The sequence below is a fragment of the Kitasatospora sp. NBC_01560 genome, from assembly GCF_045208415.1.
Classification (GTDB): domain Bacteria; phylum Actinomycetota; class Actinomycetes; order Streptomycetales; family Streptomycetaceae; genus Kitasatospora.
Window position 1 is genome coordinate 5636998 of sequence record NZ_CP109364.1, and the last position, 25299, is coordinate 5662296.

The 25299-nt window shown below is 72.4% G+C and carries 22 protein-coding genes; 12 read left to right on the forward strand and 10 right to left on the reverse strand.

What is annotated here, in order from left to right; translation table 11 throughout:
- The first annotated feature begins 16 nt into the window (after positions 1-16).
- Positions 17-1756 (forward strand): alpha/beta hydrolase, encoded by a 1740-nt coding sequence (locus tag OH807_RS24670; RefSeq protein WP_406202597.1) that lies wholly within the window; start codon positions 17-19, stop codon positions 1754-1756.
- A complete protein-coding gene (locus OH807_RS24675; RefSeq protein WP_406202599.1) occupies positions 1753-2400 on the forward strand; it encodes a hypothetical protein in 648 nt (215 codons plus the stop codon). Before OH807_RS24670 ends, OH807_RS24675 begins: the two co-directional genes overlap by 4 nt.
- Positions 2401-2408: 8 nt before the next feature.
- On the opposite strand, the gene OH807_RS24680 is transcribed toward OH807_RS24675, so the two are convergent.
- Positions 2409-3341, reverse strand: a complete 933-nt coding sequence (locus OH807_RS24680) for a hypothetical protein (protein ID WP_406202601.1) — start codon at positions 3339-3341, stop codon at positions 2409-2411.
- Between the two features lie 265 nt (positions 3342-3606).
- On the opposite strand from OH807_RS24680, the gene OH807_RS24685 reads away from it, so the two are divergent.
- Complete coding sequence (locus OH807_RS24685) at positions 3607-4281, forward strand: papain-like cysteine protease family protein (protein WP_406202603.1); 675 nt, start codon at positions 3607-3609, stop codon at positions 4279-4281.
- A gap of 9 nt (positions 4282-4290) precedes the next feature.
- The gene (locus OH807_RS24690; RefSeq protein ID WP_406202605.1) at positions 4291-5148 is read left to right on the forward strand and encodes a hypothetical protein; all 858 of its coding nucleotides are present in this window, start codon (positions 4291-4293) and stop codon (positions 5146-5148) included.
- Positions 5149-5282: 134 nt separating this feature from the next.
- Here OH807_RS24690 and OH807_RS24695 read toward each other — a convergent pair whose 3' ends face one another.
- Complete coding sequence (locus tag OH807_RS24695; protein WP_406202607.1) at positions 5283-5942, reverse strand: TetR family transcriptional regulator; 660 nt, start codon at positions 5940-5942, stop codon at positions 5283-5285.
- 8 nt (positions 5943-5950) lie between these two features.
- Positions 5951-7600 carry an MFS transporter gene (locus OH807_RS24700; RefSeq protein WP_406202609.1) on the reverse strand — a complete coding sequence of 550 codons (1650 nt, stop codon included), beginning with the start codon at positions 7598-7600 and terminating at the stop codon, positions 5951-5953.
- Positions 7601-7978: 378 nt separating this feature from the next.
- Here OH807_RS24700 and OH807_RS24705 point away from each other — a divergent pair, with 378 nt between their 5' ends.
- The gene (locus OH807_RS24705; protein ID WP_406202611.1) at positions 7979-8497 is read left to right on the forward strand and encodes a hypothetical protein; all 519 of its coding nucleotides are present in this window, start codon (positions 7979-7981) and stop codon (positions 8495-8497) included.
- On the opposite strand, the gene OH807_RS24710 is transcribed toward OH807_RS24705, so the two are convergent.
- Positions 8468-9151 (reverse strand): hemolysin III family protein, encoded by a 684-nt coding sequence (locus OH807_RS24710; protein ID WP_406202613.1) that lies wholly within the window; start codon positions 9149-9151, stop codon positions 8468-8470. The genes OH807_RS24705 and OH807_RS24710 overlap by 30 nt on opposite strands.
- Before the next feature lie 276 nt (positions 9152-9427).
- On the opposite strand from OH807_RS24710, the gene OH807_RS24715 reads away from it, so the two are divergent.
- Positions 9428-11269 carry a phosphoenolpyruvate carboxykinase (GTP) gene (locus OH807_RS24715; protein ID WP_406202615.1) on the forward strand — a complete coding sequence of 614 codons (1842 nt, stop codon included), beginning with the start codon at positions 9428-9430 and terminating at the stop codon, positions 11267-11269.
- A gap of 160 nt (positions 11270-11429) precedes the next feature.
- Here OH807_RS24715 and OH807_RS24720 read toward each other — a convergent pair whose 3' ends face one another.
- The 3 genes from OH807_RS24720 to OH807_RS24730 all read right to left on the reverse strand — a co-directional run bounded on the left by OH807_RS24720 (position 11430) and on the right by OH807_RS24730 (position 14006).
- Positions 11430-11699 (reverse strand): hypothetical protein, encoded by a 270-nt coding sequence (locus OH807_RS24720; RefSeq protein ID WP_406202617.1) that lies wholly within the window; start codon positions 11697-11699, stop codon positions 11430-11432.
- Between the two features lie 333 nt (positions 11700-12032).
- Positions 12033-12596, reverse strand: coding sequence for an RICIN domain-containing protein (locus OH807_RS24725; RefSeq protein WP_406202619.1), 564 nt, complete (start codon positions 12594-12596; stop codon positions 12033-12035).
- A 195-nt stretch (positions 12597-12791) separates the two neighbouring features.
- The gene (locus OH807_RS24730; protein WP_406202621.1) at positions 12792-14006 is read right to left on the reverse strand and encodes a pyridoxal phosphate-dependent aminotransferase; all 1215 of its coding nucleotides are present in this window, start codon (positions 14004-14006) and stop codon (positions 12792-12794) included.
- A gap of 348 nt (positions 14007-14354) precedes the next feature.
- Here OH807_RS24730 and OH807_RS24735 point away from each other — a divergent pair, with 348 nt between their 5' ends.
- Positions 14355-15068: a prepilin peptidase gene (locus tag OH807_RS24735; protein WP_406202623.1), complete on the forward strand. Its 714-nt coding sequence runs from the start codon at positions 14355-14357 to the stop codon at positions 15066-15068.
- A 147-nt stretch (positions 15069-15215) separates the two neighbouring features.
- Here OH807_RS24735 and OH807_RS24740 read toward each other — a convergent pair whose 3' ends face one another.
- On the reverse strand, positions 15216-16826 hold the full coding sequence (locus OH807_RS24740) for a chitinase (protein WP_406202625.1): 1611 nt from the start codon (positions 16824-16826) through the stop codon (positions 15216-15218).
- Positions 16827-17231: 405 nt separating this feature from the next.
- Between OH807_RS24740 and OH807_RS24745 the strand changes: the two genes are divergently transcribed.
- From OH807_RS24745 to OH807_RS24760, 4 genes are all read left to right on the forward strand, one after another.
- Positions 17232-18026 (forward strand): isoprenyl transferase, encoded by a 795-nt coding sequence (locus OH807_RS24745; RefSeq protein WP_406202627.1) that lies wholly within the window; start codon positions 17232-17234, stop codon positions 18024-18026.
- A 310-nt stretch (positions 18027-18336) separates the two neighbouring features.
- Positions 18337-19671, forward strand: coding sequence for a PhoH family protein (locus OH807_RS24750; protein WP_406202629.1), 1335 nt, complete (start codon positions 18337-18339; stop codon positions 19669-19671).
- A gap of 447 nt (positions 19672-20118) precedes the next feature.
- A complete protein-coding gene (locus OH807_RS24755; protein WP_406202631.1) occupies positions 20119-20859 on the forward strand; it encodes a transglycosylase SLT domain-containing protein in 741 nt (246 codons plus the stop codon).
- Positions 20860-21330: 471 nt separating this feature from the next.
- Positions 21331-22791: an AI-2E family transporter gene (locus OH807_RS24760; RefSeq protein WP_406202633.1), complete on the forward strand. Its 1461-nt coding sequence runs from the start codon at positions 21331-21333 to the stop codon at positions 22789-22791.
- 199 nt (positions 22792-22990) lie between these two features.
- Here OH807_RS24760 and OH807_RS24765 read toward each other — a convergent pair whose 3' ends face one another.
- Complete coding sequence (locus tag OH807_RS24765; RefSeq protein ID WP_406202635.1) at positions 22991-23533, reverse strand: alkyl hydroperoxide reductase; 543 nt, start codon at positions 23531-23533, stop codon at positions 22991-22993.
- 3 nt (positions 23534-23536) lie between these two features.
- Entirely contained in the window at positions 23537-24088 is a 552-nt protein-coding gene (locus OH807_RS24770; RefSeq protein ID WP_148643114.1) for a peroxiredoxin, read from the reverse strand.
- 192 nt (positions 24089-24280) lie between these two features.
- Between OH807_RS24770 and OH807_RS24775 the strand changes: the two genes are divergently transcribed.
- Positions 24281-25228, forward strand: a complete 948-nt coding sequence (locus tag OH807_RS24775) for a LysR substrate-binding domain-containing protein (RefSeq protein WP_406202638.1) — start codon at positions 24281-24283, stop codon at positions 25226-25228.
- Positions 25229-25299: the final 71 nt, after the last annotated feature.

Sequence of the window (25299 nt, forward strand, 5' to 3'; positions counted from 1 at the left end):
CTGGAACATGGATCTGGTGGGCCTGAGGAACGCCGACCCGGCGGAGCTGTACGCGGCGGCGGAGGCCTACGGGCAGCTGTACAAGGCGTACGTGCAGCACACCACGGACTGGAAGAGCGGCACCGCCGACCGGGTGCACGGCTCCGGCTGGACGGGCGGCGCGGCCGACGCGGCCACCAAGTCCCTCGACGCGACCACCGACAAACTCCAGGCGGCGGACGTCGAACTGTCCTGCATCGAAGGCACCTTGCGGGACCACGCCGACACCTTCACCCTCGCGCAGTCCAAACTGCGGCAGGCGCTCACCGACGCCGCCGTCAAGAACCTCAAGGTCGGCGACGACGGCACCGTCAGCTGGAGCGCCTCGACCAACCCGTACCAGGCGGCCGACTGGGCGGACAAGCAGAAGGCGGCCGCCGAGGAGATCGGCAAGCGGATCGCCGGCGCCCTCACCGAGGCGACCCAGGCCGACCAGGGCCTCGCCGCCGACCTCCGGCGCTTCACCGGCCGCGCCACCGACAAGTCCGGCCTGGACCTCAGGACGGCCAACGCGGACGCGTACCTCCAGCAGTTCGGCGACCTCAACAACCCGGGCTACCGCAAGGACATGCCGGGGAAGGACGCCACCCCGACGCAGATCAACGCCTGGTGGCAGGGCCTCGACCCGGCGGGCCGGCAATGGTTCGTCGACCACCACCCGGAGGCGATCGGCAACCTCGACGGCATCCCGGCCCCGGTCCGGGACCAGGTGAACCGGGCGTACCTGGCGAAGACGCTCGAAGATCTGGTGACGGCCAAGGGGAGGAGACCGCTGACCGCCGGTGAGCAGGCGACGTACAACAAGCTGTTCCCGATCAGCGAGCGTCTGAAGGAGGACGACCGCCTCAAGGGTGACGGTCGACCACAGGACTTCCTCCTGGGCATCGGGAACGACGGCCAGGGGCGGGCGATCGTCTCCTTCGGCAACCCCGACACCGCGACCGACATCTCCTCGTACGTCCCGGGCATCACGACCTATCCCTCGTCCCTGGGACCCAAGGGCACCTGGTCACCAGGGACCAACGAGGCCGAGAACACGCTGAACCTCTGGCGGGCGGCCAACGCCAAGGTCCCGGCGGGCGGTTCGGTGGCCTCGATCGTCTGGCTCGGCTACGACACACCAGGGCTTGACGCCGGAGCAGCCCTGACCGGAGCCGGCGACAAGGGTGCCCCGGCCTACGCCAAATTCCTCAGCGGCGTGCGGGCGAGCCATCAGGGCGGCGATCAGCCGCACATCACGTCGATCGGTCACAGTTACGGCTCGTACGTGGTCGGTCAGGCCACCAAGCTCTCCACCACGCCTGGAGGGCCGTACACACCGCCGGACGACGTGGTGTTCATCGGCAGCCCAGGGGTTGGTGTCGACAAGGCGTCCGACCTGAGAATGCCCGGTCATGTCTGGGCCGGCGCGGCGTCGAACGATGCCATCACCCACACCCCGACCAAGAGCGATGCCCTGATCACCGTCACCAGCGGTCCGATCATCGGCTGGGGCACGCACGAACTCTTCAACCCGGACGACGGATGGTACGGGACGGACCCGGCGAGCTCCGCGTTCGGAGGCAAGCGCTTCTCCGTGAGCGACGGGGGAGACGCATCGGACGTGATCGGGATGCACACCAAGTACCTGACTCCCGAGAACGGCGGCCCTTCACTGGGCAACATCGCCGACATCGTCACCCGGGGTTGCGATGTGCAGTTGGTGGAGGGGCGATGAGCCGGCGCCGGAAGACCACGGTGGTGGCGCTCCTCGTGGCAGCCGCAGTCCTGACGACCGGGACCGGCCTCTTCTACAACGGGTACGGGCCGATGGCCTTGCGGGACCGGCGTCTGACGGGGCACTCGTCCGCCGGCGAGGCCGAGGCACGCATCAATACGGCGCTGCGCACCATGATGGACGGGATATCGCCTGCGCTGACCTATGCAGGGGGCCACTACTGGGTGGACCGTGAACAGGACCACTGGGACGGTGAGCCGAGCCTGGTGTCCAACGTCACGGCTCGCGTCGGCGCCCGGAACGTGATCGCGGTGGCGAAACTTCCGGTGCTGTTCGACCAGGTCAGGCGAGCCTGGCCGAACTGCGGCGAGCCGGAGAAGTACGCGGACTCGTACCCGTCGGGTCACCGGTGGGTCAGGCTCAGCTGCGGCAGTGGGGGTGCCCCGCTCCTCACTCTCACCGCGAGAGGGCCGCGTGCGGAGGACGCGCCCTACGACGGGGTCGCCTTCGAGGCATCCTTGTTCGGCGTGCGCTACCGGCCGGAGCAGGAGTACGGACCGATGCCTCCTTTGGCGAATCGGTCGCCGGGCTCGACCGGTGCGGCCGGGAACGACCCTGTCGACGACCCCTACTGGTCCCACTGACCCCTCCGCTACTCCCAGTCCCACCGGATGCCGAGCAGGCACGGCTGCAGGGCGGAGGCGACCAGGTGGACGCAGTGGTGGCCGTCGAGGGTCAGCTCCTCGGTCTCGTACGGTTTGCCGCCGGGGGAGTGCTGGGCGAAGCGGTGGCAGCGGACGGGGAGGGCGGCGGGGTGGAAGGTGACCTGGAGGACGTACTGCCCGGCGCCGGAGTTGAAGCCGCGGACGTATTCGCAGCCGGGTGTGGGTGACGGGGCGTCGTCGAAGCCGTAGCCGAGCAGGTGGGTGTCGCCGGCGCGCAGGCGGCGGTCGAGGAGGAGTTCGGCGACGAGCAGGTCGTGGGCGGGGTCGCGGCGGATGCGGCCGGGGCGGCAGTTCTCCTCGGCTCGGACGCCGACCCGGGTGATGTCGCAGCCGGGGTCGCCCTGGTAGAGGGCGAGGTAGCGGTCGATACCGTCGCGGTGGGCGCGCAGGGCGTGCTGGGAGTCACGGCGCAGGAGTTGGCGGTCGGCGCCGACCCGGATCCGTTCGATGTGGGTGATGGTGTGCAGGCCGGTGTCGCGGGGGCTCGCGATGGTGGCGAGCAGGTCGTCGACGGCGGTGGCGGGGGCGATGAGGTCGCGGTAGGGGCGGACGGGCGGGCCGGCCGGGTCGGCGGGGGTGGCCCGGCGGGGGCCGAGGAGCCGGGTGAGGGAGTGCTCGGGGAGGTCCAGGACTTCTTCCAACGCGGCGACCGCGCGCAGGGATTCGGGTCGTTCGGGGCGCCGGTGGCCCTGCTGCCAGTAGCTGAGGCTGGTGACGCCGACGTGGATGCCGCGCTGGGCGAGGTGCAGGCGCAGCCGGTGCAGGGCGAGGCCGCGGGCGGCGATGGCGGTGCGCAGGGCGAGGTGGAAGGGGCCGGTGCGCAGGGCGGTGGCGAGGTCGGCCTGTTCGCTGCGCTGCATGGCGGCCTCCACGGCGGTCGGGCCGGGTGGGCTCCGGTTGGTCGTGAATATTCACATGTGGAGGGCGGTTTGTCACCGGTCGGGGCCGGGGGCGCCGGGGATTCCGGGGCGGCGTTCACAGCTGGGCGGGCCCGTTCACACCCGTGAACGGGCGCCGCGAGGGCCGTTGACCAGCCGCTGTCAACGGGGCGATGCTCGGTGGCGCGATCCGGACCGCACCCCCACATCTCTCCACTCCTCTGCTTGTGCAAGGAGGAACGCCCCCATGTCAGTTCCACGGATACGCCTGCGCCGCGCGGTTGCGGTGCTCGCGCTCGGTGTGCTCGGTCCGGCGCTCAGCGTCGCGGTCGCCGCCCCGGCCTCCGCCGCCCCCAACGGCGCGCAGGCCCGAGTGTCCGCCAACGCCCCGGCCGCGGCCGGCCGGGCCGCGGCGACGGGCAGTACGGCCGATCTGGCCGGCACCTACAAGAAGCTCAACATCACCATGCAGCAGCAACAGCAGACCAACTGGTGCTGGGCGGCGAGCGGCAACACGATCGCCACCTGGTTCGGCTACACCTACAGCCAGAACCAGTTCTGCAACGCCGCGTTCGGCCGGTCGGCCAACTCCACCTGCCCGAACAGCCAGGCCACGCTGGGCGACGTCCAGAACGGTCTGAGCCGGGTCGGCATCAGTCCGGGCTCCTACGTCACCGGGTACCTGCGGTACAGCACCGTGCAGACCGAGGTGAACGCGGACCGGCCGATCGAGACCCGGATCCAGTGGAGTTCGGGCGGCGGCCACATGCACGTGGTCTACGGGTACGACACCGCCAACAACTGGGTCTACTGGGGTGACCCGTGGCCGTCCAACTCCCGCTACAACTGGGCGGACTACAACTACTACGTGTCCAACGGCACGTTCTCCTGGACCCACTCCCTGTACCGGATCGGCGCGTGAGGGGCGACCATGACCAGCATTCGTAGTGCGGCCGTGGCCGTTCTGATCGCGGCCGGCCTCGGCCTGGCCGTCACTCCGTCGGCGCAGGCGGAGACCCCGGCAGGCGCCCCCGCGCCGGTCACCGCCGCCGACCTGGCGCAGGCCCGGGGAGCGGCCCAGAGCCCGGCCGTCCTGGACCAGTTGGGCCACTTCTTCGCCCGCAAGGGCGTGCCCCCGACCGAGCAGCTGACCATCGGCGCGGCCGAGGAGGCACAGGCGGCGCGTGCGGCCGCCCCGAGCCTCGCCGGCAGCACCGTGCCGGTCTACACCCTGGACGCGGCCTTCGTGGCCGGGACCCCGGGGGCGGCGGTGGCGAAGGCCGAGTACACCGCCAGCCGGGCGGTGTCGGCGGACGGGCAGGTGGCCTCGGTCTGGACGGTGAAGCAGGGCGAGACCTGGCGGGTGGTCAACATCGCCTCCGGCGGTGACGAGACCGAGTACGCGGCGAAGGCGGCCGGCAGCGGCGGCGGGACGGCGTTCCGCGAGCCGCAGCTCGACGCCTGGTACGTGCTGCGGGACGGCCGGGTGCTGCCGCTGGACGACGAGGCGCGGAGCTCGGTGGGCGCGGCCGGGGTGACGCTGGCGGCGTACCAGAAGCTGGTCCACCAGCGGTACGGGGACAAGCTGCCCGGCTCGGCGTACGACCGGGCCGGCGAGGGCGGCGGCTACCGGCCGGACGCCCCCGCGCAGGAGGAGGTCTCCGCCCGGGCGGCGGCGGGCGGCGGTACCGCGCTGCCGGCCGTCACGGCGGCCGCGGCCCTGGGCGCGACCGCGCTCGTGGGCGCGGGTGTCGCGCTGCGTCGGCGGGCGGGTGCCCGGCGGGAGTGAGGCCCGCCGGGTGAGCGGGCGGCGGGGTCCGGCGCGGCGGCCGGGCCCCGCCGCCTGCCTGCCACCCGGGCCGGCACGGCCGGTGCGTCCCGCCGGGCGGTGCGGTTCCGGCCCCGTCCCGCGCGGTGGCGGAGCTACAGGAGGGTGAAGCCGCCCTCCAGGACGGCGAAGGCGTGGTCGATCAGGTCCGCGATGTCCTCCGTGCCCCCGTCGCGGGACCACTTCAGTACCGTCTCGGTGGTGGCCGCGCCGATGGCGGCGGCGGTGACCCGCATCTCGAAGGTCGGTTCCTCGATGCCGGCCCGGCGGGTCAGCACGGTGAGGTAGAGCTGCTGCGGGTCGTTGGCGCTCTCGTACATCCGGGCGCGCAGCGAGGGCACTTCGCCGATCAGCCGCATCCGGGTGAGCAGCTCCTCGCGCTCGCTCCGGAGCAGTTCGCGCATGAGCCCGACGAGGGCCTCGCGGCAGGACCGCAGGAACGGTTCGTCCGCGGGGCGGGCCAGCAGCGCGGCGACCACCGCCGGGTCGTACTCGTCGGAGAGGACGAGGTCCTCCTTGGTGGCGAAGTAGCGGAAGAAGGTGGACTGCGAGACCTCCGCCGCCGCCGCGATCTGTTCCACGGTGGTGCTCTCGTAGCCCTGGTCGGCGATCAGCCGGTAGGCCTCGCGGCGGATCGTCTGACGGGTCTTCAGCTTCTTCCGCTCGCGCAGCGACAGCGGCGCCTCCAGCATCGCCTGGACCGGATGGGCCGGTCCTGCCGCCGGGGGTGCCGTTGTCGGCCGCGTTGCGCTCATACCTTCGATTATCCGTGATCGGCGGCGGGCGCGGTGGTGCTTGCCGGGGGAGACCCGGCCCCGGCTGGCCCGGCGGCCGCGCGCGGCTCGGCGGCGGGCATCCGCAGCGCGACCAGCACCGCGGAGAGCGCCGCGATCACGCCGGAGACCAGCAGGACGACGGTCATGCCGTGGACGTACGCGGCGTGGGCGGCGGTGGCGAGCGCCGGGTTCCCGGTGGCGGCGGCCACGGCGTCGGCGGCGACCACCGACTGTCCGGCGCGGTGCGCGGCCTCGGCGGGGAGTGCCGTGGTGTCCAGCGCCGTCCGGTAGGCGCCGGCCAGCAGGCTGCCGAAGACGGCCACCCCGATCGCCCCGCCGACCTGGCGCAGCGTCTGGACGAGGCCGGAGCCGACGCCGGCCCGGGCGGGCGGCAGGGTGAGCATGGCGGAGGCCTGGGCGGTGATCAGCGACAGGCCCATGCCCAGGCCGAGCAGGGTGAGCCAGGCGGCGGCCGGGCCGTAGCCGTCGGAGACGTCGGTGGTGCTGCCGAGCAGCAGGGCCGCGGCGAGCAGGGCCAGCCCGAGGGTGATCACGGCGCGCGGGCCGGTCCGGGCGACCAGCCGGTCGCTGAGCTTGGCGGCCACCATCAGGCCGGCCATCATCGGCATCAGGCGCAGGCCGGTGCCGAGGGCGTCGGCGCCGAGCACGCTCTGGAAGTACAGCGGCAGGACGAAGAAGGCGCCGAACAGCACCACGGAGACCAGCGTCGCGGCCACCGCGGACCAGCGGAAGACCGGGTCGGCGAGCAGCCGCAGGTCGAGCATCGGGTCGCGCTGCCGACGGCTGCGCAGCACCAGGGCGGTGAGGGCCGCGACCGAGCCGGCGAGCGTGCCGATCACCAGCGGGTCGGCCCAGCCGCGGCCGGGGCTCTCGATGATGCCGTAGGTCAGTGCGGCGAGGCCGCCGGCGCCGAGCGCGGTGCCGATCAGGTCGATCCGGGGTGCGGCGGGGTTGCGGGTCTCGGGGAGCAGCAGTACGCAGGCGGCGATGCCGACGACGGTGAGCGGGATGTTGATCGCGAAGATCGCGCCCCACCAGAAGTGCTGGAGCAGAAAGCCGCCGATCAGCGGGCCGAGCGGGGCGCCGGCGGCGAGTGCGGCGGCGAGCACGGCGGTGGCGCGGCGCTGCTCCTCGGCCGGGAAGAGCCCGGGGATCACTGCCATGGACATCGGCATGACCAGGGCGCCGGCCAGGCCCATCGCGGCGCGTGCGGCGACCAGGGTGCCGGGGCTGTCGGCGAGCATGCCGACGGCGGAGGCCAGGCCGAACAGGGCGAGGCCGACCGTGAGGGTGCGGCGGCGGCCGAACCGGTCGCCGATCAGCCCGGCCGGGAGCATCGCGGCGGCGAAGACCACGGTGTAGGAGTCGACGATCCACTGCTGCTGTCCGGTGGTGGCCCGGAGCTGGGCGGCCAGGGTGGGCAGGGCCACGTTGAGGACCGTCATGTCGAAGCTGATCACCAGGGTGCTCAGTGCGACGGCGATCAGCGCCAGCCGGCGCCGGGGGTGGGGTTCGGACCGGGGCCCGGGGTGGGGCGCGGGCCGGGACGTGCGCCGGGGCCTGGGCTGGGGTCCGGGCTGGGGCGCGGGAAGGGCGGGGTCGGGTCGGGTGGACACGGGCAACCTCCGGGGGCCGGTCGGCAAGCAAGGGGAAGTTCCTGTCAAATGACAGTAACTCCCAAAAGATGGCGACCGTCAATGCGCCGGACTGTGGTCGTGGCGGCACGGTGGGTGATGTGTCCTGGAAGTGCGCGTTCCGCACATGGAATTGACGCAACGTTGATCTGTCGTTCGCCGCTTTTGAGCCGCTTCGGGTGACTGTCGGTAGATACCATGTGGCAATCGGTCAGTGCGTGCCGACGCGTGCCGCGGGCGGAGAAGATGCGCGCCGGTGGCGAGGAAGACGCGTGCCGAGGTGGAGAAGGGGTGGGGCGGCAGGAGCCGACCACGGACCCGGCGCAGCAGCACGGGCCCGGCGCAGGAAGGGGAGACCGGATGGCCGGCAAGGAGTCGAACGCCCAGATCTGGGGTGCGGCAGTGGTGGTGGGATCGGCGCTGGCCGTCGTCGCCGCCTACCTGATCAACGGGGCTGCGCTGGTGCTGGCCGTCGCCGGCGTCGAGGTGCTGCTGCTGATGGTGTACGTCGGCCGGCGCTGGCAGCTGCTCCGCCGGCCGGTCGTGCCGCGCGACCACCGGGCGACCGCCGGCGGCCGTCCGGACGCCGCGCACTGCGAGCGCTGCCGGCGGGCCCGCGAGGCGCTGGACGCCCGCCGCGCCCCGGCCCGTCCGCGTGCGGCGCGCGGGTACTCGATGCAGGCCCGCCCGGTCCACCGGGACCACTCGGAGCAAGGGCATGCGCGCCCGGCCCCGGGCTGGACGACCCCGGAGCGAACGGCCTCGGACCGGACGGCCCCGGGCTGGACGGCGGAACGGGCGGCCGGCCGGTCGCTGGACCGGACGGCCGCCCGTTCGGGGGTGCCGGGTTCAGCCGGCCGCGCTGTACGCCACCAGTGAGACGCCGACGTACTGCACGATGAAGGCTCCGAGGGTGAAGGCGTGGAACACCTCGTGGAAGCCGAACCAGCGCGGTGAGGGGTTGGGCCGCTTGAGCCCGTACACGACGCCGCCGACGCTGTAGAGCACCCCGCCGACGATCATCAGCACCAGGACGGCGACGCCGCCGGCGCGCAGGAAGTCCGGCAGGAAGAACGCCGCGGCCCAGCCCAGCGCGATGTACACCGGCGTGTACAGCCAGCGCGGCGCGCCGACCCAGAACACCCGGAACGCGATCCCGGCGAGCGCACCGCCCCAGACCGCCCAGAGCAGCACCTGCTGCGCGGCGCCGTCCAGCAGCAGGATGGTGAACGGGGTGTAGGTGCCCGCGATGATCAGGAAGATGTTCGCGTGGTCGAGGCGCCGCAGCACGGCGTCGCCGCGCGGGCCCCAGGTGAAGCGGTGGTAGACCGCGCTGACCCCGAACAGCAGCCAGGCGCTGGCGGAGTAGATCGCGCACGCGATCCTCGCGGGCGTCGAGCCGGCCAGGCAGATCAGGACGATCCCGGCGGCCACCGTGGCGGGGAACATCCCGGCGTGCAGCCAGCCGCGCCACTTCGGCTTGTCCTCGGCACGCTCCGTGCTCTCCAGGAGCTCAGCAGTCATGGGCAGCATGCTACCCGCTACCTACGGATCCGTAGGTTACTGACGCGTAGGAAGTGGTGATCATCACTAGTTGGACGTTTTGGAGTGTTCGGGGGTCGCCTCCGTGTGTCCCGAGGGGGCCAAAAGCAAATGATTACCAACTAGTAACAGGACTGAATGTAGTAAAAGATGCGTCAATTTCACCGCTGTGCCGTACTCGGGGCCCGGAGCCGGGGCTACGCTGCAAGCACCCTCAAACCCCCGCTACGCCGCCTCCCCGCCGAGATGGCGTGAAACGGAGCGATCGTGTCGTACGAGAACCTCGCTCTCAGCGCATCCGCGCCCACCCGCCACAAGCGTCTGCTGGCCTGGGTGAGCGAGATCGCGGAGCTCACCCAGCCGGAGCGCATCGAGTGGTGCGACGGTTCGGAGGACGAGTACCACCGCCTCGCGGACCTGCTGGTGGCTCAGGGCACCTTCAAGAAGCTCAACGAGGAGAAGCGGCCCAACTCCTACTACGCCGCCTCGGACCCGACGGACGTGGCGCGCGTCGAGGACCGCACCTACATCTGCTCCGAGCAGGAGAAGGACGCGGGCCCGACCAACAACTGGAAGGCCCCCGCCGAGATGCGGGCCGTCTTCCAGGGCGAGAACGGCCTGTTCCACGGCTCGATGAAGGGCCGCACCATGTACGTGGTGCCCTTCTCGATGGGCCCGGTCGGCTCCCCGCTGGCCGCGTACGGCGTCGAGATCACCGACTCCGCCTACGTCGCCGTGTCGATGCGCGTGATGACCCGCATGGGCCGGGCCGTGCTGGACCAGCTCGGCGAGGACGGCGACTTCGTCAAGGCCGTGCACACCGTCGGCGCGCCGCTTGCCGAGGGCCAGGCGGACGTGGCGTGGCCGTGCAACAGCACCAAGTACATCTCGCACTTCCCGGAGACCCGGGAGATCTGGTCCTTCGGCTCCGGCTACGGCGGCAACGCCCTGCTCGGCAAGAAGTGCTACGCGCTGCGCATCGCCTCGACCATGGCCCGCGACGAGGGCTGGCTGGCCGAGCACATGCTCATCCTCAAGCTCACCCCGCCGGCCGGCCCCGAGGGCCAGGCCGAGCCCACCTACGTCGCGGCGGCCTTCCCGTCCGCCTGCGGCAAGACCAACCTGGCCATGCTCCAGCCGACCGTCCCCGGCTGGAAGGTCGAGACGATCGGCGACGACATCGCCTGGATGCGCTTCGGCGCCGACGGCCGCCTGTACGCCATCAACCCCGAGGCCGGCTTCTTCGGCGTCGCCCCCGGCACCGGCGTGGACACCAACGCCAACGCCATCGACACGCTCTGGGGCAACACCGTCTTCACCAACGTCGCCCTGACCGACGACGGCGACGTCTGGTGGGAGGGCCTCACCGACGAGCCGCCGGCCCACCTCACCGACTGGCGCGGCAACGACTGGACGCCGGAGTCCGGCACCCCGGCCGCCCACCCGAACGCCCGCTTCGCCGTCCCGGCCGCGCAGTGCCCGACCATCGCCCCCGAGTGGGAGGACCAGGCGGGTGTGCCGATCTCGGCCATCCTCTTCGGCGGCCGCCGGGCCACCGCCGTCCCGCTGGTGACCGAGTCCTTCGACTGGCAGCACGGCGTCTTCCTGGGCGCCAACATCGCCTCCGAGAAGACCGCCGCCGCCGAGGGCACCGTCGGCGAGCTGCGCCGCGACCCGTTCGCGATGCTGCCGTTCTGCGGCTACAACATGGGTGACTACTTCGCCCACTGGCTGAAGGTCGGCGCCCGCGCGGACGCCGCCAAGCTGCCGAAGATCTACTACGTGAACTGGTTCCGCAAGAACGCCGAGGGGTCCTTCGTCTGGCCCGGCTACGGCGAGAACAGCCGCGTGCTGAAGTGGATCGTCGAGCGCCTGCAGGGCACCGGCGACGGCGTCGAGACCCCGATCGGCGTGCTCCCGACCGTCGAGGGCTTCGACCTGGACGGCCTGGACCTGTCGAAGCAGGACCTCGACCTGCTCTTCACCGTCGACGCCGACATCTGGCGCCAGGAGGCCGCGCTCGTCCCGGCCCACCTGGAGCTGTTCGGCGACCACACCCCCACCGAACTGTGGGATGAGTACCGAGACCTGGTCGCACGTCTGGGCTGAGCCTGAGCCTCAGCCGGACCATCGGCGGTGCGTGGCACGAATCGCGCACCTGCCGAGCGACAGGACGGCCGGAGTCCGACCGGACGATCTTTCCCCGACCAAGGAGATCGTCCGGCCCAGGACTCCGGCCGTAGCGTTTCCACCGCCCGGAGGGCGCGGGTCAGCCGGGGCGGACCGCGGTGATCCAGAGCTTGTTGCCGTCCCAGTTCGGGAACGAGGCGGTCCACTGGCGGGCGGGGGCGCCGTTGTCGGTGCGCCAGTCGGCGATCTCCAGGCACTTGCCCGAGTGGGCGTTCACGACGGTGGTGCCGGCCGGGAACTGGATGGTCCCGCCCGCGGCGGCGTTCGCCGGGGCGGGCAGGGCGGCGAGCACGGCGACGGCGGTGCCGGCCGCGGCGGCACGGGCGCGGGCTGGGCGCGGGAAGGTCATGGCGAAGGTCCGATCCCTGGTGGCGTGAAACGGGAGCGGGAAGACGGCCCGCCCCGGCCTGCGGCGGTGCGGTCCTCGTCGGCCCGGACTCCCGGGCGTGCACCCGTTCGTCCGTCCCCCCTACCGCCGGGGCACCTGCCCCGACCGCCGACGGGACTGGACCCTACGACCGCCCGGGAGGCTGTTGATCACCGGGCGGATCACGGTTGGGTGTGGGCCGGCCCGGGCCCGGTCCGGCCCCCGGCTGCCGGCGGCGAACCACGACCGGCCGGCCCGGTGCGGAGGACGCTCGCAGCGCCCTCCGCACCGGGCCGGCCGTTGCCCCGGCAGGCGTCAGGTCCGCTTGATGGCGGTGATCCAGGTCTTGTTGCCGTCGATGGGGTTGTTCTGGCTGTGCCACTGGCGGGCCGGGGCGCCGTTGTCGGTGCTCCAGTCGGCGATCTCCAGCAGGGCCGCCGAGTTGAGGTTGACGAGGCCCAGGTCGTTGCGGGAGCCGATGCCGCCGGAGTAGTTCCAGTGCTGGTTCCAGCCGCCGTGGCAGTCCCACTGGCGGGCCGGGGCGCCGTCGTCGTGGCTCCAGTCGGCGATCTCCAGGCACTTGCCGGAGGCCCGGTTGACCAGGGCGACGCCGCCCTCCAGCGGGCGGAAGTCCCACATCTGGTTGGCGCCGCCGGTGCAGTCCCACTGGCGGGCGGGGGCGCCGTTGTCGGTGCGCCAGTCGGCGATCTCCAGGCACTTGCCGCTGTGGGCGTTCACCACCGTGCTGGCCTTGGGGATGACGAAGCCGCCGTTGAGGGCGTTGGCCGGGGCCGCGGGCAGCGCGGCCGCCAGCGCGATCGCGGCGCCGACGACGACGGCCGACGCCCGGGCACGGGAGAGCGGAATGCGAATGGTCAAGACGGACCTGTCCCTTGCGCGAAGTGGGGGCAGGGGAACGGAAGGCCCCGGACGGTGGAGCGCCCGGAATCCGTGTCGGCCCGGGCCCCGGCGCATGCCGGCAGACCCGTCCCCCCTACCGTCCGGGCACCCGCCCCGACGGCCGACGGGACGGGATTCTACGAGTGCCGGGGCCCGGACGGACCGGCGAGTGGATCACGGTTGGGTGTAGCCGCCGAGGAAGTCGCCGATGCGGGTGATGGCGTCGGTGATCTCCTCGGCCCGGGGGAGGGTGACGACGCGGAAGTGGTCCGGTTCGGGCCAGTTGAAGCCGGTGCCCTGGACCAGCAGGATCCGCTCGGCGCGGAGCAGGTCCAGCACCATCTGGGCGTCGTCCTTGATCTTGTAGACCTTCGGGTCGAGCCGGGGGAAGGCGTAGAGCGCGCCCTTCGGCTTGACGCAGCTGACCCCGGGGATGTCGTTCAGCAGCCGGTACGCGGCGTCCCGGGACTCCAGCAGCCGGCCGCCGGGGAGCACCAGATCCTTGATCGACTGCCGCCCGCCGAGCGCGGCGGCCACCGCGTGCTGGGCCGGCATGTTGGCGCACAGGCGCATCGAGGCGAGCACGGTCAGGCCCTCGATGTAGCTGCGGGCGCGCTGCCGGTCGCCGGAGAGGACCATCCAGCCGGAGCGGAAGCCGGCCACCCGGTACGCCTTGGAGAGGCCGTTGAAGGTGACGCAGAAGAGGTCCGGGGCGAGGGTGGCCAGCGGGATGTGCTCGGCGTCGTCGTAGAGGATCTTGTCGTAGATCTCGTCCGCGTAGACCACCAGTTTGTGCCGGCGGGCGATCTCGACCAGGCCCTCCAGGACCTCGCGCGGGTAGACGGCGCCGGTCGGGTTGTTCGGGTTGATCACCACGATCGCCCTGGTCCGGTCGGTGACCTTGGACTCGATGTCGGCGAGGTCCGGGTACCACTCGGACTGCTCGTCGCAGCGGTAGTGCACGGCGGTGCCGCCGGCGAGCGAGACCGAGGCCGTCCAGAGCGGGTAGTCCGGGGCGGGGACGAGCACCTCGTCGCCGTCGTCGAGCAGCGCCGTCATGGCCAGCTGGATCAGCTCGGAGACGCCGTTGCCGAGGAAGACGTCCTCGACGGTGAGCCCGTGCAGGCCCCGGTCCTCGTAGTGCATCACCACGGCGCGGCGGGCCGAGAGCAGGCCCTTGGAGTCGCCGTAGCCGTGCGCGGTCGCGAGGTTGCGCAGGATGTCCTGGAGGATCTCCGGCGGCGCGTCGAAGCCGAACACCGCGGGGTTGCCGGTGTTGAGCTTCAGGATGCGGTGGCCCTGCTCCTCCAGCCGCATCGCCTCGTCGAGCACCGGGCCGCGGATGTCGTAGCAGACATTGGCGAGTTTGCTGGACTGGATGACCTGCATGTCTGCCTACTTTAGGGGCACAACGGCGAGGTCCGGGGCGTGTTCTGGGACACGCTCCGGAGGGCCTCCGAGGGGCTCCTTCGATCGCCAGGCAGAGCTCGCGGCGGGCCTTGCGGATCACGGGCGCGGTGTCCGGAACGCTGCCGAAGGCGAGGAACGCCGGCGCGGTGTTCGCGGGGGGAGGACACGGGGAACCGGCGTGGGGCCGGGCCGGGAACGATGCCGGGGATGATGTGGTCGGTGCGGCGCCGGCCCGGGTGGGCCCGCCGCAGGGGTCGGACGCTGAGGAGCGCCGGCCGGTACCCGCGGGCCGGGGCCGGGACCGGCGGTGAGCGAGAGGGGGCCGCCGTGACCGCCGTCGTGGTCGGGGCGTTGCTGGCCGGTCTGCTGGTGGCACCGGCGCTGCGCGGGCTGGTGGTGCGGTACGCCGTGCCGGAGGGGCAGGAGTGGTGCACCGCCTGCCCGTCCTGCGCACGCGAGTTGCGCGGCCTGCCGCCGAACGGGCGCTGCCCGGGCTGCCGGGAGCGGCTGGGCCCGCGGCCCGGCCTGGTCGAGGCGGTGACCGCCGCGGCGGTGGCGGCGGCGCTGTCGGCGGCGCACCCGGGCGATGCGGCGCTGCTGCTCTGGGCGGCCGGACCGGGGGTGGTCCTCGGCTTCACCGATGCCCGGGTGCGCCGGCTTCCCTACCCGTTGACCTGGGCGCTGGCGGCCGGGCTGGCGCTGCTGCTGGTGGTGCTGGAGTTGGCGGCCGGCAGCCCGGGGGTGCTGCTGCGCTGCCTGCTGGTGGCCCTGGCCGCCGCCGCGCTGTTCGAACTGCCCGGCTGGTTCGGGCTGATGGGGGCCGGGGACACCGTTCTCGCGCTGGGCCTGGGCGCACTGCTCGGCCGGTACGGCTGGTCCGTGGCGTTCACCGGGCTGTTCGCGGCCGCTGCGCTCTCCGGGCTCTGGGCGGTGGCCCGCGCCGTCGCGGCGCTGGTCCGCCGCCGCCCGGTGCGCGGGCTGGACCTGCCGATGGGGCCGTTCCTGCTGCTCGGCACACTCGCCGCGGTCCTGCTGCAGTAGGCCGGCCGCCCCCGCCGCGCCGCCGTGCCACCCCGCCGCCCCGCTCCGCGCCGGGAAGCCGAACGGGCCCGCCGTACCGGTCAGGTACGACGGGCCCGTCGGCGGCGCGCAGGCCCCACCCTCAAGGAGCGGCGCGCCGTGGGGGAGTTACGGCATCTGGTGGACGAACGGGCCGACCGCGTTGGAGAACGCGTTCCCGTTGTTGGCGTCCCAGTTGGTGGACCAGGTCATCGCGCCGCGGATGGTCGGCCACTTGGCCGGCGGGACGAAGCTTCCGCAGTTCTTGCCGGTGGCCAGGCAGTCCAGCGCGTTGTTCACGACGCTCGGGGCCACGTAGCCGCCGCCGGCCGCCTTGCTGGAGGCCGGGACGCCGATGCCGACCTGGTCGGGCCGCAGACCGCCCTGGATCTGGGTGCAGATCTGCGAGGTGATGAAGTCGATGGTGCCCTGGGTGTAGACCTTGCCGTCGCAGCCGTTCATGCCGCCCGAGTTGTAGAACTGGGTGTTGACGACGGTCAGGATGTCCTTGGTGTTCAGCGCCAGCTGGAAGTACGCACCGGCGGTGCTGTACATCCCGATGGTCTCCGGCGCCATGGTCAGGACGAAGTTCGGGCCGACCTTGGCCTGCAGGCTGTGCAGCGCGTTGCCGAGGTAGGTCGGGTTGACGCCGTTCTCCAGGTCGACGTCGATGCCGTCGAAGCCGTAGTCCTTGATGATCGCGTAGGCGCTGTCGGTGAACGCGGCCGCGGCGGTGGCGTCACCGACGGAGATCGCGCCGTTCTGGCCGCCGATCGAGAGGATGACCTTCTTGCCGGCCGCCTGCTTGGCCTTCAGGTCGGCGCGGAACTGCGCGTCGGTGTAGCCGCCGAGGGCCTTGGAGAGCGCCGGGTCGAGGGTGAAGCTGATCGCGCCGCCCTTGGTGGGCACGGCGTCGGCGAAGGAGACCGCGATGATGTCGTAGGCGCTCTGGACGTCGCCGAGCTTCTGGACGGTCGCGCCGTTGTCGAAGTTGTGCCAGTAGCCGGTGACGACGTGCTTGGGCAGGCCGGTGACCGGCGGCGTCGTGGTGGTGGCGGTCGCCGTGGGGGTCGGCGTGGCGGTCTGGGTCGGGGTGGCGGTTGCCGTCGGGGTCGCGGTGGCCGTGGTGGTGGCGGTCGCGGTCGGCGAGGCGGTGGCCGTGGGGGTCTGGGTCGGGGTGGCGGTCGGGGAGGGCGTGGAGGTGCCGCCCGGGCCGCTCAGCACGACGTCGTCGGCGAGGTAGGCGCTCTGGCCGTACCAGCCGTGCAGGTAGACCGTGACGCTGTTGACGTTGGCGCCGGTGGTGAAGGTGGAGGAGAGCTGGTTCCAGCTGTTCTGGTTGGACCAGGTGCTCGGGTCGGTGCCGCCGGTGCCGCGGGCGCCGAGGTAGACGTAGGGGCCCTGGACCCACGCGCTCAGGGTGTAGCTGGTGTTCGGCAGCACGCTGATGGTCTGGGTGCACTCGGCCGTGTCGCCGGCGCCCGGGGTGGCCTGGAGCGCGCCGCTGCCGGAGTGCACCGGGGTGGCGACGGTGGTCGCGGCGCCGGCGCAGGACCAGCCGGCCGTCGACCCGGTGTCGAAGCCGCCGTTGCTGACGAGGTTTCCGGCGGCCGCGCTGGCGCCGCCGGCGAAGAGGGCGAGACCGCTGCCCGCGAGGGCGAGGGCGGTGGCTCCGGCGGCGAGGGCCGGGAGCGTGCTGCGCCGGCGCTTGTGCGCGGGCTGGTTCAGCGTACGGGCCATGGAGGTGCGCTCCTGGGGGAGGAGCGGCCGCCGCGGTGGGGGGCGCGGCGGCCGCGTGTGGGGGAGGGGAGGTCCGCAGTACTGCCTTGGGTGGGGCGGGGGTTCGGTGCTTGTTCCGCCCTGGGTCAAAAGCTGGACTAGACCATTGCTGGTCGTCAAGCATCGATCGTCGGCTTACGGATTCTTTAAGGAATCGGATACCGTTCCGTAGCCGTCGCCCCGGCAGTCACCCGGCGTTCCGGTGGGCGCCTTCCGGCCACCCCCGCCACGCCGGTCGCAACCGTCTCAGTACAGGACCGTGACCGGACCGCTACCTGCAGCTTTACCGGCCGGGTCCGGGCCGGAGTAGGCTGCGCCGGGGGTTGTGACGCACCCCGGTGAAGAGTTACGGAGGGGCCGAAAACCATGGGTCTGCGCGATGTCGTCGAACGCACGCCGGGTCTGCGCACCCTGCTGGACGGTATGTACGGCCTCTACGGCCGCCGGGTCGAGGTCCACCTCGCCCGCACCCCGCACCACATCGGAGTGATCCTCGACGGCAACCGCCGCTGGGCGAAGGCGACCGGCGGCTCGACCGCCTACGGCCACCAGCGCGGCGCCGACAAGATCAGCGAGTTCCTCGGCTGGTGCGACGAGACCCACGTCAAGGTCGTCACGCTCTGGATGCTCTCCACCGACAACCTCTCCCGGCCGGCCGACGAGCTCGTCCCGCTGCTCGGCATCATCGAGGACGCCGTCACCGGCCTGGCCGCCGCCCGCCGCTGGCGGGTCAACCCGGTCGGCGCGCTGGACCTGCTGCCGCAGCACACCGCGGACGTCCTCAAGCGGGCCGCCGACGAGACCGCCGGGATCGACGGCATCACCGTCAACGTCGCGGTCGGCTACGGCGGCCGGCACGAGATCGCCGACGCCGTCCGCTCGCTGCTCCAGGACCACGCCGGGCGCGGCACCTCGATCGAGGAACTGGCCGAGATCCTCGACGTCGAGCACATCGCCGAGCACCTCTACACCAAGGGCCAGCCCGACCCCGACCTGGTCATCCGGACGTCGGGCGAGCAGCGGCTCTCCGGGTTCCTGCTCTGGCAGAGCGCGCACAGCGAGTTCTACTTCTGCGAGGCGTACTGGCCGGCCTTCCGCAAGGTCGACTTCCTGCGGGCGCTGCGCGCGTACGAGCAGCGGCACCGGCGGCTGGGGCTCTGACCCGGCGGGATCCGGCGGGACTCCGGGGCACCCGCGGGACGCGGGGGCACCTGCGGGATCGCGTGCGGACTTCCGGGCTCCGCCGGGAGGGCTCCCCGGGGCGGCTCCGGGCGACTACCCCGTAGGAGCTGGCCTACCCGGCCGCGACGCGAGGCCAAACGTTCACCGGCAATGATCCGTCAGTTCGCCGTGGACGCGAATGCACCGCCCCTCGCCTGGGAATACTCCCGTCAGACCGGCCCCGAGGCCACCGGGGCAGCGGGGGCCGGCTTGCCGCGGATGACGCAGGGTCATCCGCCCTGGAGGCCTAGTGGTCAGTTCCAAGAGCCGCCGGACACCAGACCGGCGGACGTACGTTCTCGACACGAGCGTGCTCCTGGCGGACCCGCTCGCCATGACTCGCTTCGAGGAGCACGAGGTCGTCCTGCCGGTGGTCGTGGTCACCGAGCTGGAGGCCAAGCGGCACCACCCGGAGCTGGGCTACTTCGCCCGCCAGGCGCTTCGGCTGCTCGACGACTTCCGGATCCGGTTCGGCCGGCTCGACGAGCCGATCCCGGTCGGCGAGCTCGGCGGCTCCATCCGGGTCGAGCTGAACCACTCCGACCTGTCGATACTGCCGGCCGGCTACCGGTCCGGCGGCGGCGAGGCGGACACCCGGATCCTGGCGGTGGCCCGCAACCTGCAGGCCGAGGGCTACGACGTCACCGTCGTCTCCAAGGACCTCCCGCTGCGGATCAAGGCCAGCTCGGTCGGCCTGCTCGCCGAGGAGTACCGCGCCGAGCTGGCGGTCACCTCGGGCTGGACGGGCATGTCGGAGCTGCACGTCCCCGCCGACGACGTGGACGCGCTGTTCGCGGCCGGCCACGACGCCACCGTGCACGTCGAGGGGGCCGCCGAGCTGCCCGTCCACACCGGACTGGTGCTCAGCTCCGAACGCGGCCGGGCGCTCGGCAGGGTCACCGGCGACGGCCGGGTCCGCCTGGTGCGCGGGGAGCGCGAGGCCTTCGGGCTGCGCGGGCGCAGCGCCGAGCAGCGGGTGGCGCTGGACCTGTTGCTGGACCCGGAGGTGGGGATCGTCTCGATGGGCGGCCGGGCCGGCACGGGGAAGTCCGCGCTGGCGCTGTGCGCCGGGCTGGAGGCGGTGCTGGAGCGGCAGCAGCACCGCAAGGTGATGGTGTTCCGGCCGCTGTACGCGGTGGGTGGCCAGGAGCTGGGCTACCTGCCGGGCTCCGAGACGGAGAAGATGAGCCCCTGGGCGCAGGCGGTCTTCGACACCCTCTCCGCCGTCACCACCCCGGACGTGATCGAGGAGGTCATCTCCCGGGGGATGCTGGAGGTCCTGCCGCTGACGCACATCCGTGGGCGTTCGCTGCACGACGCGTTCGTGATCGTGGACGAGGCGCAGTCCCTGGAGCGCAACGTCCTGCTGACGGTGCTGTCCCGGATCGGGCAGGGCTCGCGGGTGGTGCTCACCCACGACGTGGCGCAGCGCGACAACCTCCGGGTCGGCCGCCACGACGGCGTGGTCGCGGTGGTGGAGAAGCTGAAGGGGCATCCGCTGTTCGCGCACATCACGCTCACGCGGTCCGAGCGTTCGCCGATCGCCGCGCTGGTCACGGAGATGCTGGAGGACATCAACCCGTGATCCGCCCACAAAGGGCATAGTCGGACAATAGGGTCAATTCCGGGCGTGGGGCCCGCTCCTGACGGGGCGGGTCCCCGTCCCTTTCATCACATCGAGTGCTTTCTGTCCGGAGAACTCCGGTGCGGTGAATGTGAGATGCGCCACGCAACGGGGAATTGCGTCGACAGTGCCCGGTGCGGCATGGTGAGGGTTCTGTCAGGCCCCGCGTACGGCATGACAGGGCTTCCGGGAGACCGGGGGCCCGGTCCGGACGGTCCGCCAACTCCGGTGGGTGGACGCACAATTGAACACCGATCTGCCGTACGCCGCCCGATCTCAACGCCTGGTCGCCTCACGTCGGCCGGCGCCGGGTCAGTACCTCCCGTGACCGGCATCGTACGGAGGGCAGTGCCAAGGGGCATGTTGCGTCCGCACGGTCACGCGTGGGCGATGCTGGAAGGAATCCATGTGACTCGGATCTCGGTCCGGGGAGTTGCTGTCGTCTCCGCCACCGCCGTCACCGCAGTCGGTGCCGTCGTGGGCATGGCCTCGGGCAGCGAGGTCAAGACGACGCAGACGGTCGACGTCGCGGGTGCGACGCTTCTTGCCGAAGTCCCCTCCGGCGCCCAGGCGCAGACCATCAGCGACAACATCGGCACGCAGGCCTCCGCCCAGCAGGCCGCCGCCGACGCTGCCGCCAAGGCCGCGGCCGAGCAGAAGGCAGCCGAGGAGGCCGCGCGCCAGAAGGCCGCCGCCGACGCCCAGGCCAAGGCCGATGCGCAGGCCAAGGCCGACGCCGACAAGGCCGCCAAGGACGCCGAGGAGAAGCGGAAGGCCGACGAGGCCGCCGCCAACCGCTCCAAGGCCCGCTCGGCGATGGCCGCCACCGACACTTCCGCCCCGCCGGTCTCGGTCAGCCCCGGTTCCGTGCAGGCGCTCGCCCAGCAGATCGTCGGCAGCGACGCGCAGTTCCAGTGCTTCAGCCAGATCGTGAAGCGCGAGAGCGGCTGGGACTACACCGCCACCAACAAGAGCTCCGGCGCGTACGGCCTCGTGCAGGCGCTGCCCGGCTCGAAGATGGCCTCGGCGGGTGCCGACTGGCGCACCAACCCGGCGACCCAGATCTCCTGGGGTCTGAACTACATGAACAGCCGCTACGGCAGCCCCTGTGGCGCCTGGTCGTTCTGGCAGTCGCACCACTGGTACTAGGCCGGCCCGGCCACCGCGCCGACCGCAAAGGCTTCTCGAACGCAGCCCCCGACCGCCCGACGCGCGGCCGGGGGCTGCGTCGTGTTCGCGTTGGCGGCAGGGGAGCGGGCCGCGCCGCCCGGGCTGCGCTGACCAGTGCGCCCACGGGCGGTGCGGTCCTGGGTGCGGACGCGGGGCGCAGGAAGGGGTCCTGGTTGCTTCCCGCACCGGCCGGTCCGCCGGCAGATGGCTCCTGGTCCCGTCCGGAGTCCTCCCCGTTGTCTGCTGCCTGAAACCCACCGGATCAGGGGGGTTTGCCCCGGTAACGCCCCCTGTCGTGCGGCCCGTCCGGCCGTTCGTCCCGCCCCCGGTCGTGCCCAACCGGCCCGCCCGCCGGACTCGCCGCCCCCCGGGCGGGTAGTTTCGTTCCCGACGGCCGTGGCACGACCCACGGCGTACCGCCGGGCACGGCGGCCCAGCGGGGAGCGAGCGGTGGTAGTGAGGATGGCGCGGGGCGGGAAGGCCTTCAAGGCCGTGGCCAAGGGCGCGGCGGTGGTGGCGAGCGCGGTCGCCGTGATCGAGAGGCGCCGACGGGCCGCGATCGCGGCGGAGTACCACGAGCCGCCGGTCGACGTGGGGCCGCTGCCGGCCGTCGTCCCGGCGGTAGTGCCGGCGCCGCGCGAGGCGGCCGCCGCTGCAACCGCCCCCGCACCGCAGGCCGTGCCCGCCGCCGCCCCCGCGCCGGCCCCCGCACCGGCGGCCACGCACGGCCCGTTCGGTCGCGAGCTCCACCCCGGGCGGCCCGCCACCCCGGCCGAGGCCGTGCCGTGGGGCCTGCGGGTGGCCGCCGAGTCGACCTGGCGGCTGCTGCTGCTCGGCGCCGCGCTCTACGTGCTCTTCATGGTCGTCGACATGCTGCGGCTGGTGGCCTTCGCGGTGCTGGCCTCGCTGCTGATCTCCGCACTGCTGGAGCCCACCGTCTCCTGGCTGCGCCGGCACGGCGTACCGCGCTCGCTGGCCGCCGGCGGGGTGTTCATGAGCGGTCTGGCGGGGATCGGGCTGGTCGGCTGGTTCGTCGTCTGGCAGGTGACCACCAACCTGTCCGACGTCACCAGCAAGGTCCAGGACGGCGTCGCGACCCTGCGGGACTGGCTGGTCACCGGCCCGCTGCACCTGACCGAGCAGCAGATCAAGGACTTCGCCGACCAGATCACCAAGGCGATCAGCACCAACACCGACCAGCTCACCTCGGTCGGCCTCACCGGCGCGCAGATCGCCGTCGAGGTGCTCACCACCGTCCTGCTCGCCTTCTTCACCACCTTCTTCCTGCTCTACGACGGCGCGCGGATCTGGAACTGGGCGCTGCGCGGTCTGCCGCGGCACTCGCGCTACGCGATGGCCGGTGCCGGGCCGAAGGCCTGGGCGACGCTCACCGCGTACGTCCGCGGCACCGTCTGCGTGGCCTTCATCGACGCGGTCTGCATCGGCATCGGCATCCAGCTGCTCGGTGTGCCGATGGCGCTGCCGCTCGCAGTGATCATCTTCCTGGGCGCCTTCGTCCCGCTGGTCGGTGCGCTGGTCACCGGGACGGTCGCGGTGCTGATCGCGCTGGTCACCACCACCCCGTGGACGGCGCTGATGGTGCTGGTGGTGCTGATCGCCGTCCAGCAGCTCGAAGGCCACATCCTCCAGCCGTTGATCCTCGGCCGGGCCGTCCGGGTGCACCCGCTCGGCGTCGTCCTCGGGGTGGCGGCGGGCTCGATCATCGGCGGCATCGGCGGCGCCATCGTCGCCGTCCCGCTGATCGCGGTCACCAACACCGTGGTCACCCACCTGCGCCGCCGCAACGAGGCCGGCCAGGCCGTCTTCACCGCGCTGGAGGCCGCCCGCGAGGCCGCGGCCGCCCGGAACCCGCAGGCCTCCGCCGCCGCGGGCGGCGACCCCCGGGCGTAGCCGTCCGGGGGCGGCTCTCCGGGCTCAGTTGTCCGGCGCCGGCCTTTGCGCCGGGGTCGCCGTGCCGGGTTCGCCGCGCCGGGTTCGCCGCGCCGGGCGGCCGCCCGGCGCGGTCCACCGGTGAATGCCGGCGGTGAATGCCGACGGGCCCGCTCCGGACGTGTGTCCGGAGCGGGCCCGCTGAGCGTGTGGGCGGCCGTCAGACGGTGACGGCGGCCAGGGCGGCCTCGGAGTCGAGGACTCCGGCGACGGCCTGGAGAACGGCGGCGATCTTGATCGAGGTCTGGATGACCTCACGCTCGACGCCGGCCTTGCGCAGCACGGCCTCGTGCGAGTCGAGGCACTGGCCGCAGCCGTTGATGGCGGAGACCGCGAAGCACCAGAGCTCGAAGTCGATCTTCTCGACGCCCGGAGTGCCGATGATGTTCATCCGCAGACCGGCGCGCAGGGTGCTGTACTCCTTGTCGGAGAGCAGGTGCGTCGTCCGGTAGTAGACGTTGTTCATCCCCATGATCGCGGCCGCGCCCTTGGCGGCGTTGTACGCCTCCGGGGAGAGGTTGGCCTTGGCCTCGGGCTCCAGCTCGCGCAGCACGGCGGCGCTGCGGGTGGCCATCGCGCAGGAGAGCACGGTGCCCCAGAGCTGCTGGGCGGGGAGGTCGGAGTTGCCGATGACCGCGCTCAGGTTGAGCTTGAGGTCCTTGGCGTAGTCCGGGAGGGCGGACTTCAGGTCGTCGAGGGCCATGGGTCAGCCGGCCAGCAGGGCCTGGGCGTCGAGGGTGTCCTCGCCCTTGGTCCAGTTGCACGGGCACAGCTCGTCGGTCTGCAGGGCGTCCAGCACCCGCAGGACCTCCTTGGGGTTACGGCCGACGGAGCCGGCGGTCACCATGACGAACTGGATCTCGTTGTTCGGGTCGACGATGAACACCGCGCGCTGGGCGGTGCCGTCGGCGGCCTCGACGCCGCAGGCGCGCATCAGGTCGTGCTTGACGTCGGCCAGCATCGGGAACGGCAGGTCGCGGAGGTCCTTGTGGTCCTTGCGCCAGGCGTGGTGCACGAACTCGGAGTCGCCGGAGACGCCGAGGATCTGGGCGTCGCGGTCGGCGAACTCCTCGTTCAGCTTGCCGAAGGCGGCGATCTCCGTCGGACAGACGAAGGTGAAGTCCATCGGCCAGAAGAAGACGATCTTCCACTTGCCCTCGTAGGACTTGTGGTTGATCTCGGCGAAGGCGTTCGCGGCGTCCAGGTCGACGCAGGCGTTGAGTTCGAACTCGGGGAACTTGTCACCGATCGTGAGCACGTTCGCTTCTCCTGAAGTGAGACTGCGGTGGGTTTGTCCGGATTGCGGAACGTGCTCCACGATTCCACATCGTGGACTGATCAGGGAAATAGCTACACTCGATGTGTCTGATCGGAGAGAGTTATCAATACCCCGACGCCCCCCGCCCGCCCCGAATCCCGCAGGGGCACCGCGCGCAAACCCGAGGGTGCTGTGGCGAGTGCCACAGCCCGCGCCCCCCGCACGCCGACCGTCGCCCAGCTCAGGGCGTTCGTCGCGGTCGCCGAGCACCGTCACTTCCGTGAGGCGGCGGCCGCCACCGGGACGAGTCAGCCCGCGCTCTCCGGGGCGGTCGCGGCACTGGAGGAGTCGCTCGGCGCCCAGCTGGTCGAGCGTACGACACGGAGAGTGATTATCACCCCATTGGGGGAGCGGGTGCTCGGTCACGCACGCCGGGTGCTCGCGGCCCTCCAGGGGCTCACCGAGGAGGTCGAGGCCGCCCGCCGCCCGTTCACCGGCCCGCTGCACCTCGGTGTCATCCCGACCGTGGCGCCGTACCTGCTGCCGAACGTGCTGCGGCTGGTCCGCGACCGCTACCCCGAGCTGGAGCTGCACGTCCACGAGGAGCGCACGCCCTCGCTGCTGGAGGGCCTGGCCGGCGGCCGGCTCGACGTGCTGCTGCTCGCCCTGCCGGCCGGCGGCGGCTCGCCGACCCGGGACATCCCGCTGTTCGACGAGGACTTCGTACTGGTCACCCCGCCCGGGCACCCGCTGGCCGGGCGGGTCGACGTGCCCCGCGACGCGCTGCTCGACCTGGACGTGCTGCTGCTGGAGGAGGGGCACTGCCTGCGCGACCAGGCCCTCGACATCTGTCGCGAGATCGGCGCCGACCCCGGCTCCAACACCCGGGCGGCCGGCCTCTCCACCCTCGTCCAGCTGGTGGCCGGGGGCCTCGGCGTCACCCTGCTGCCCGCCACCGCGCTGGATGTCGAGGCGGGCCGCGCCGACCGGCTGGCCGCCGTGCGCTTCGCCGCTCCCGCGCCCGGCCGCCGGATCGGTCTGGCCACCCGGCCGGGGTCGGCCCGCAGCGCCGAGTACGACCGGTTCGCGGCCTCGCTGCGCGAGGTGCTGGCGGAGCTCCCGGTCCGGATCGTGCAGTGACGGTGCGGTGATCGTGCGGTAGCGGGACTGCCGGGGCGGCCGGGGCGGCCGCCGTCCGCGGCAGGGCCGGG

Excerpts from the sequence above, each read along its gene's own strand:
- OH807_RS24675 (WP_406202599.1), top strand. The coding sequence starts at position 1,753 with ATGAGCCGGCGCCGGAAGACCACGGTGGTGGCGCTCCTCGTGGCAGCC.
- OH807_RS24680 (WP_406202601.1), bottom strand. The coding sequence starts at position 3,341 with ATGCAGCGCAGCGAACAGGCCGACCTCGCCACCGCCCTGCGCACCGGC.
- OH807_RS24685 (WP_406202603.1), top strand. The coding sequence starts at position 3,607 with ATGTCAGTTCCACGGATACGCCTGCGCCGCGCGGTTGCGGTGCTCGCG.
- OH807_RS24690 (WP_406202605.1), top strand. The coding sequence starts at position 4,291 with ATGACCAGCATTCGTAGTGCGGCCGTGGCCGTTCTGATCGCGGCCGGC.
- OH807_RS24695 (WP_406202607.1), bottom strand. The coding sequence starts at position 5,942 with ATGAGCGCAACGCGGCCGACAACGGCACCCCCGGCGGCAGGACCGGCC.
- OH807_RS24705 (WP_406202611.1), top strand. The coding sequence starts at position 7,979 with ATGGCCGGCAAGGAGTCGAACGCCCAGATCTGGGGTGCGGCAGTGGTG.
- OH807_RS24710 (WP_406202613.1), bottom strand. The coding sequence starts at position 9,151 with ATGCTGCCCATGACTGCTGAGCTCCTGGAGAGCACGGAGCGTGCCGAG.
- OH807_RS24720 (WP_406202617.1), bottom strand. The coding sequence starts at position 11,699 with ATGACCTTCCCGCGCCCAGCCCGCGCCCGTGCCGCCGCGGCCGGCACC.
- OH807_RS24730 (WP_406202621.1), bottom strand. The coding sequence starts at position 14,006 with ATGCAGGTCATCCAGTCCAGCAAACTCGCCAATGTCTGCTACGACATC.
- OH807_RS24740 (WP_406202625.1), bottom strand. The coding sequence starts at position 16,826 with ATGGCCCGTACGCTGAACCAGCCCGCGCACAAGCGCCGGCGCAGCACG.
- OH807_RS24745 (WP_406202627.1), top strand. The coding sequence starts at position 17,232 with ATGGGTCTGCGCGATGTCGTCGAACGCACGCCGGGTCTGCGCACCCTG.
- OH807_RS24765 (WP_406202635.1), bottom strand. The coding sequence starts at position 23,533 with ATGGCCCTCGACGACCTGAAGTCCGCCCTCCCGGACTACGCCAAGGAC.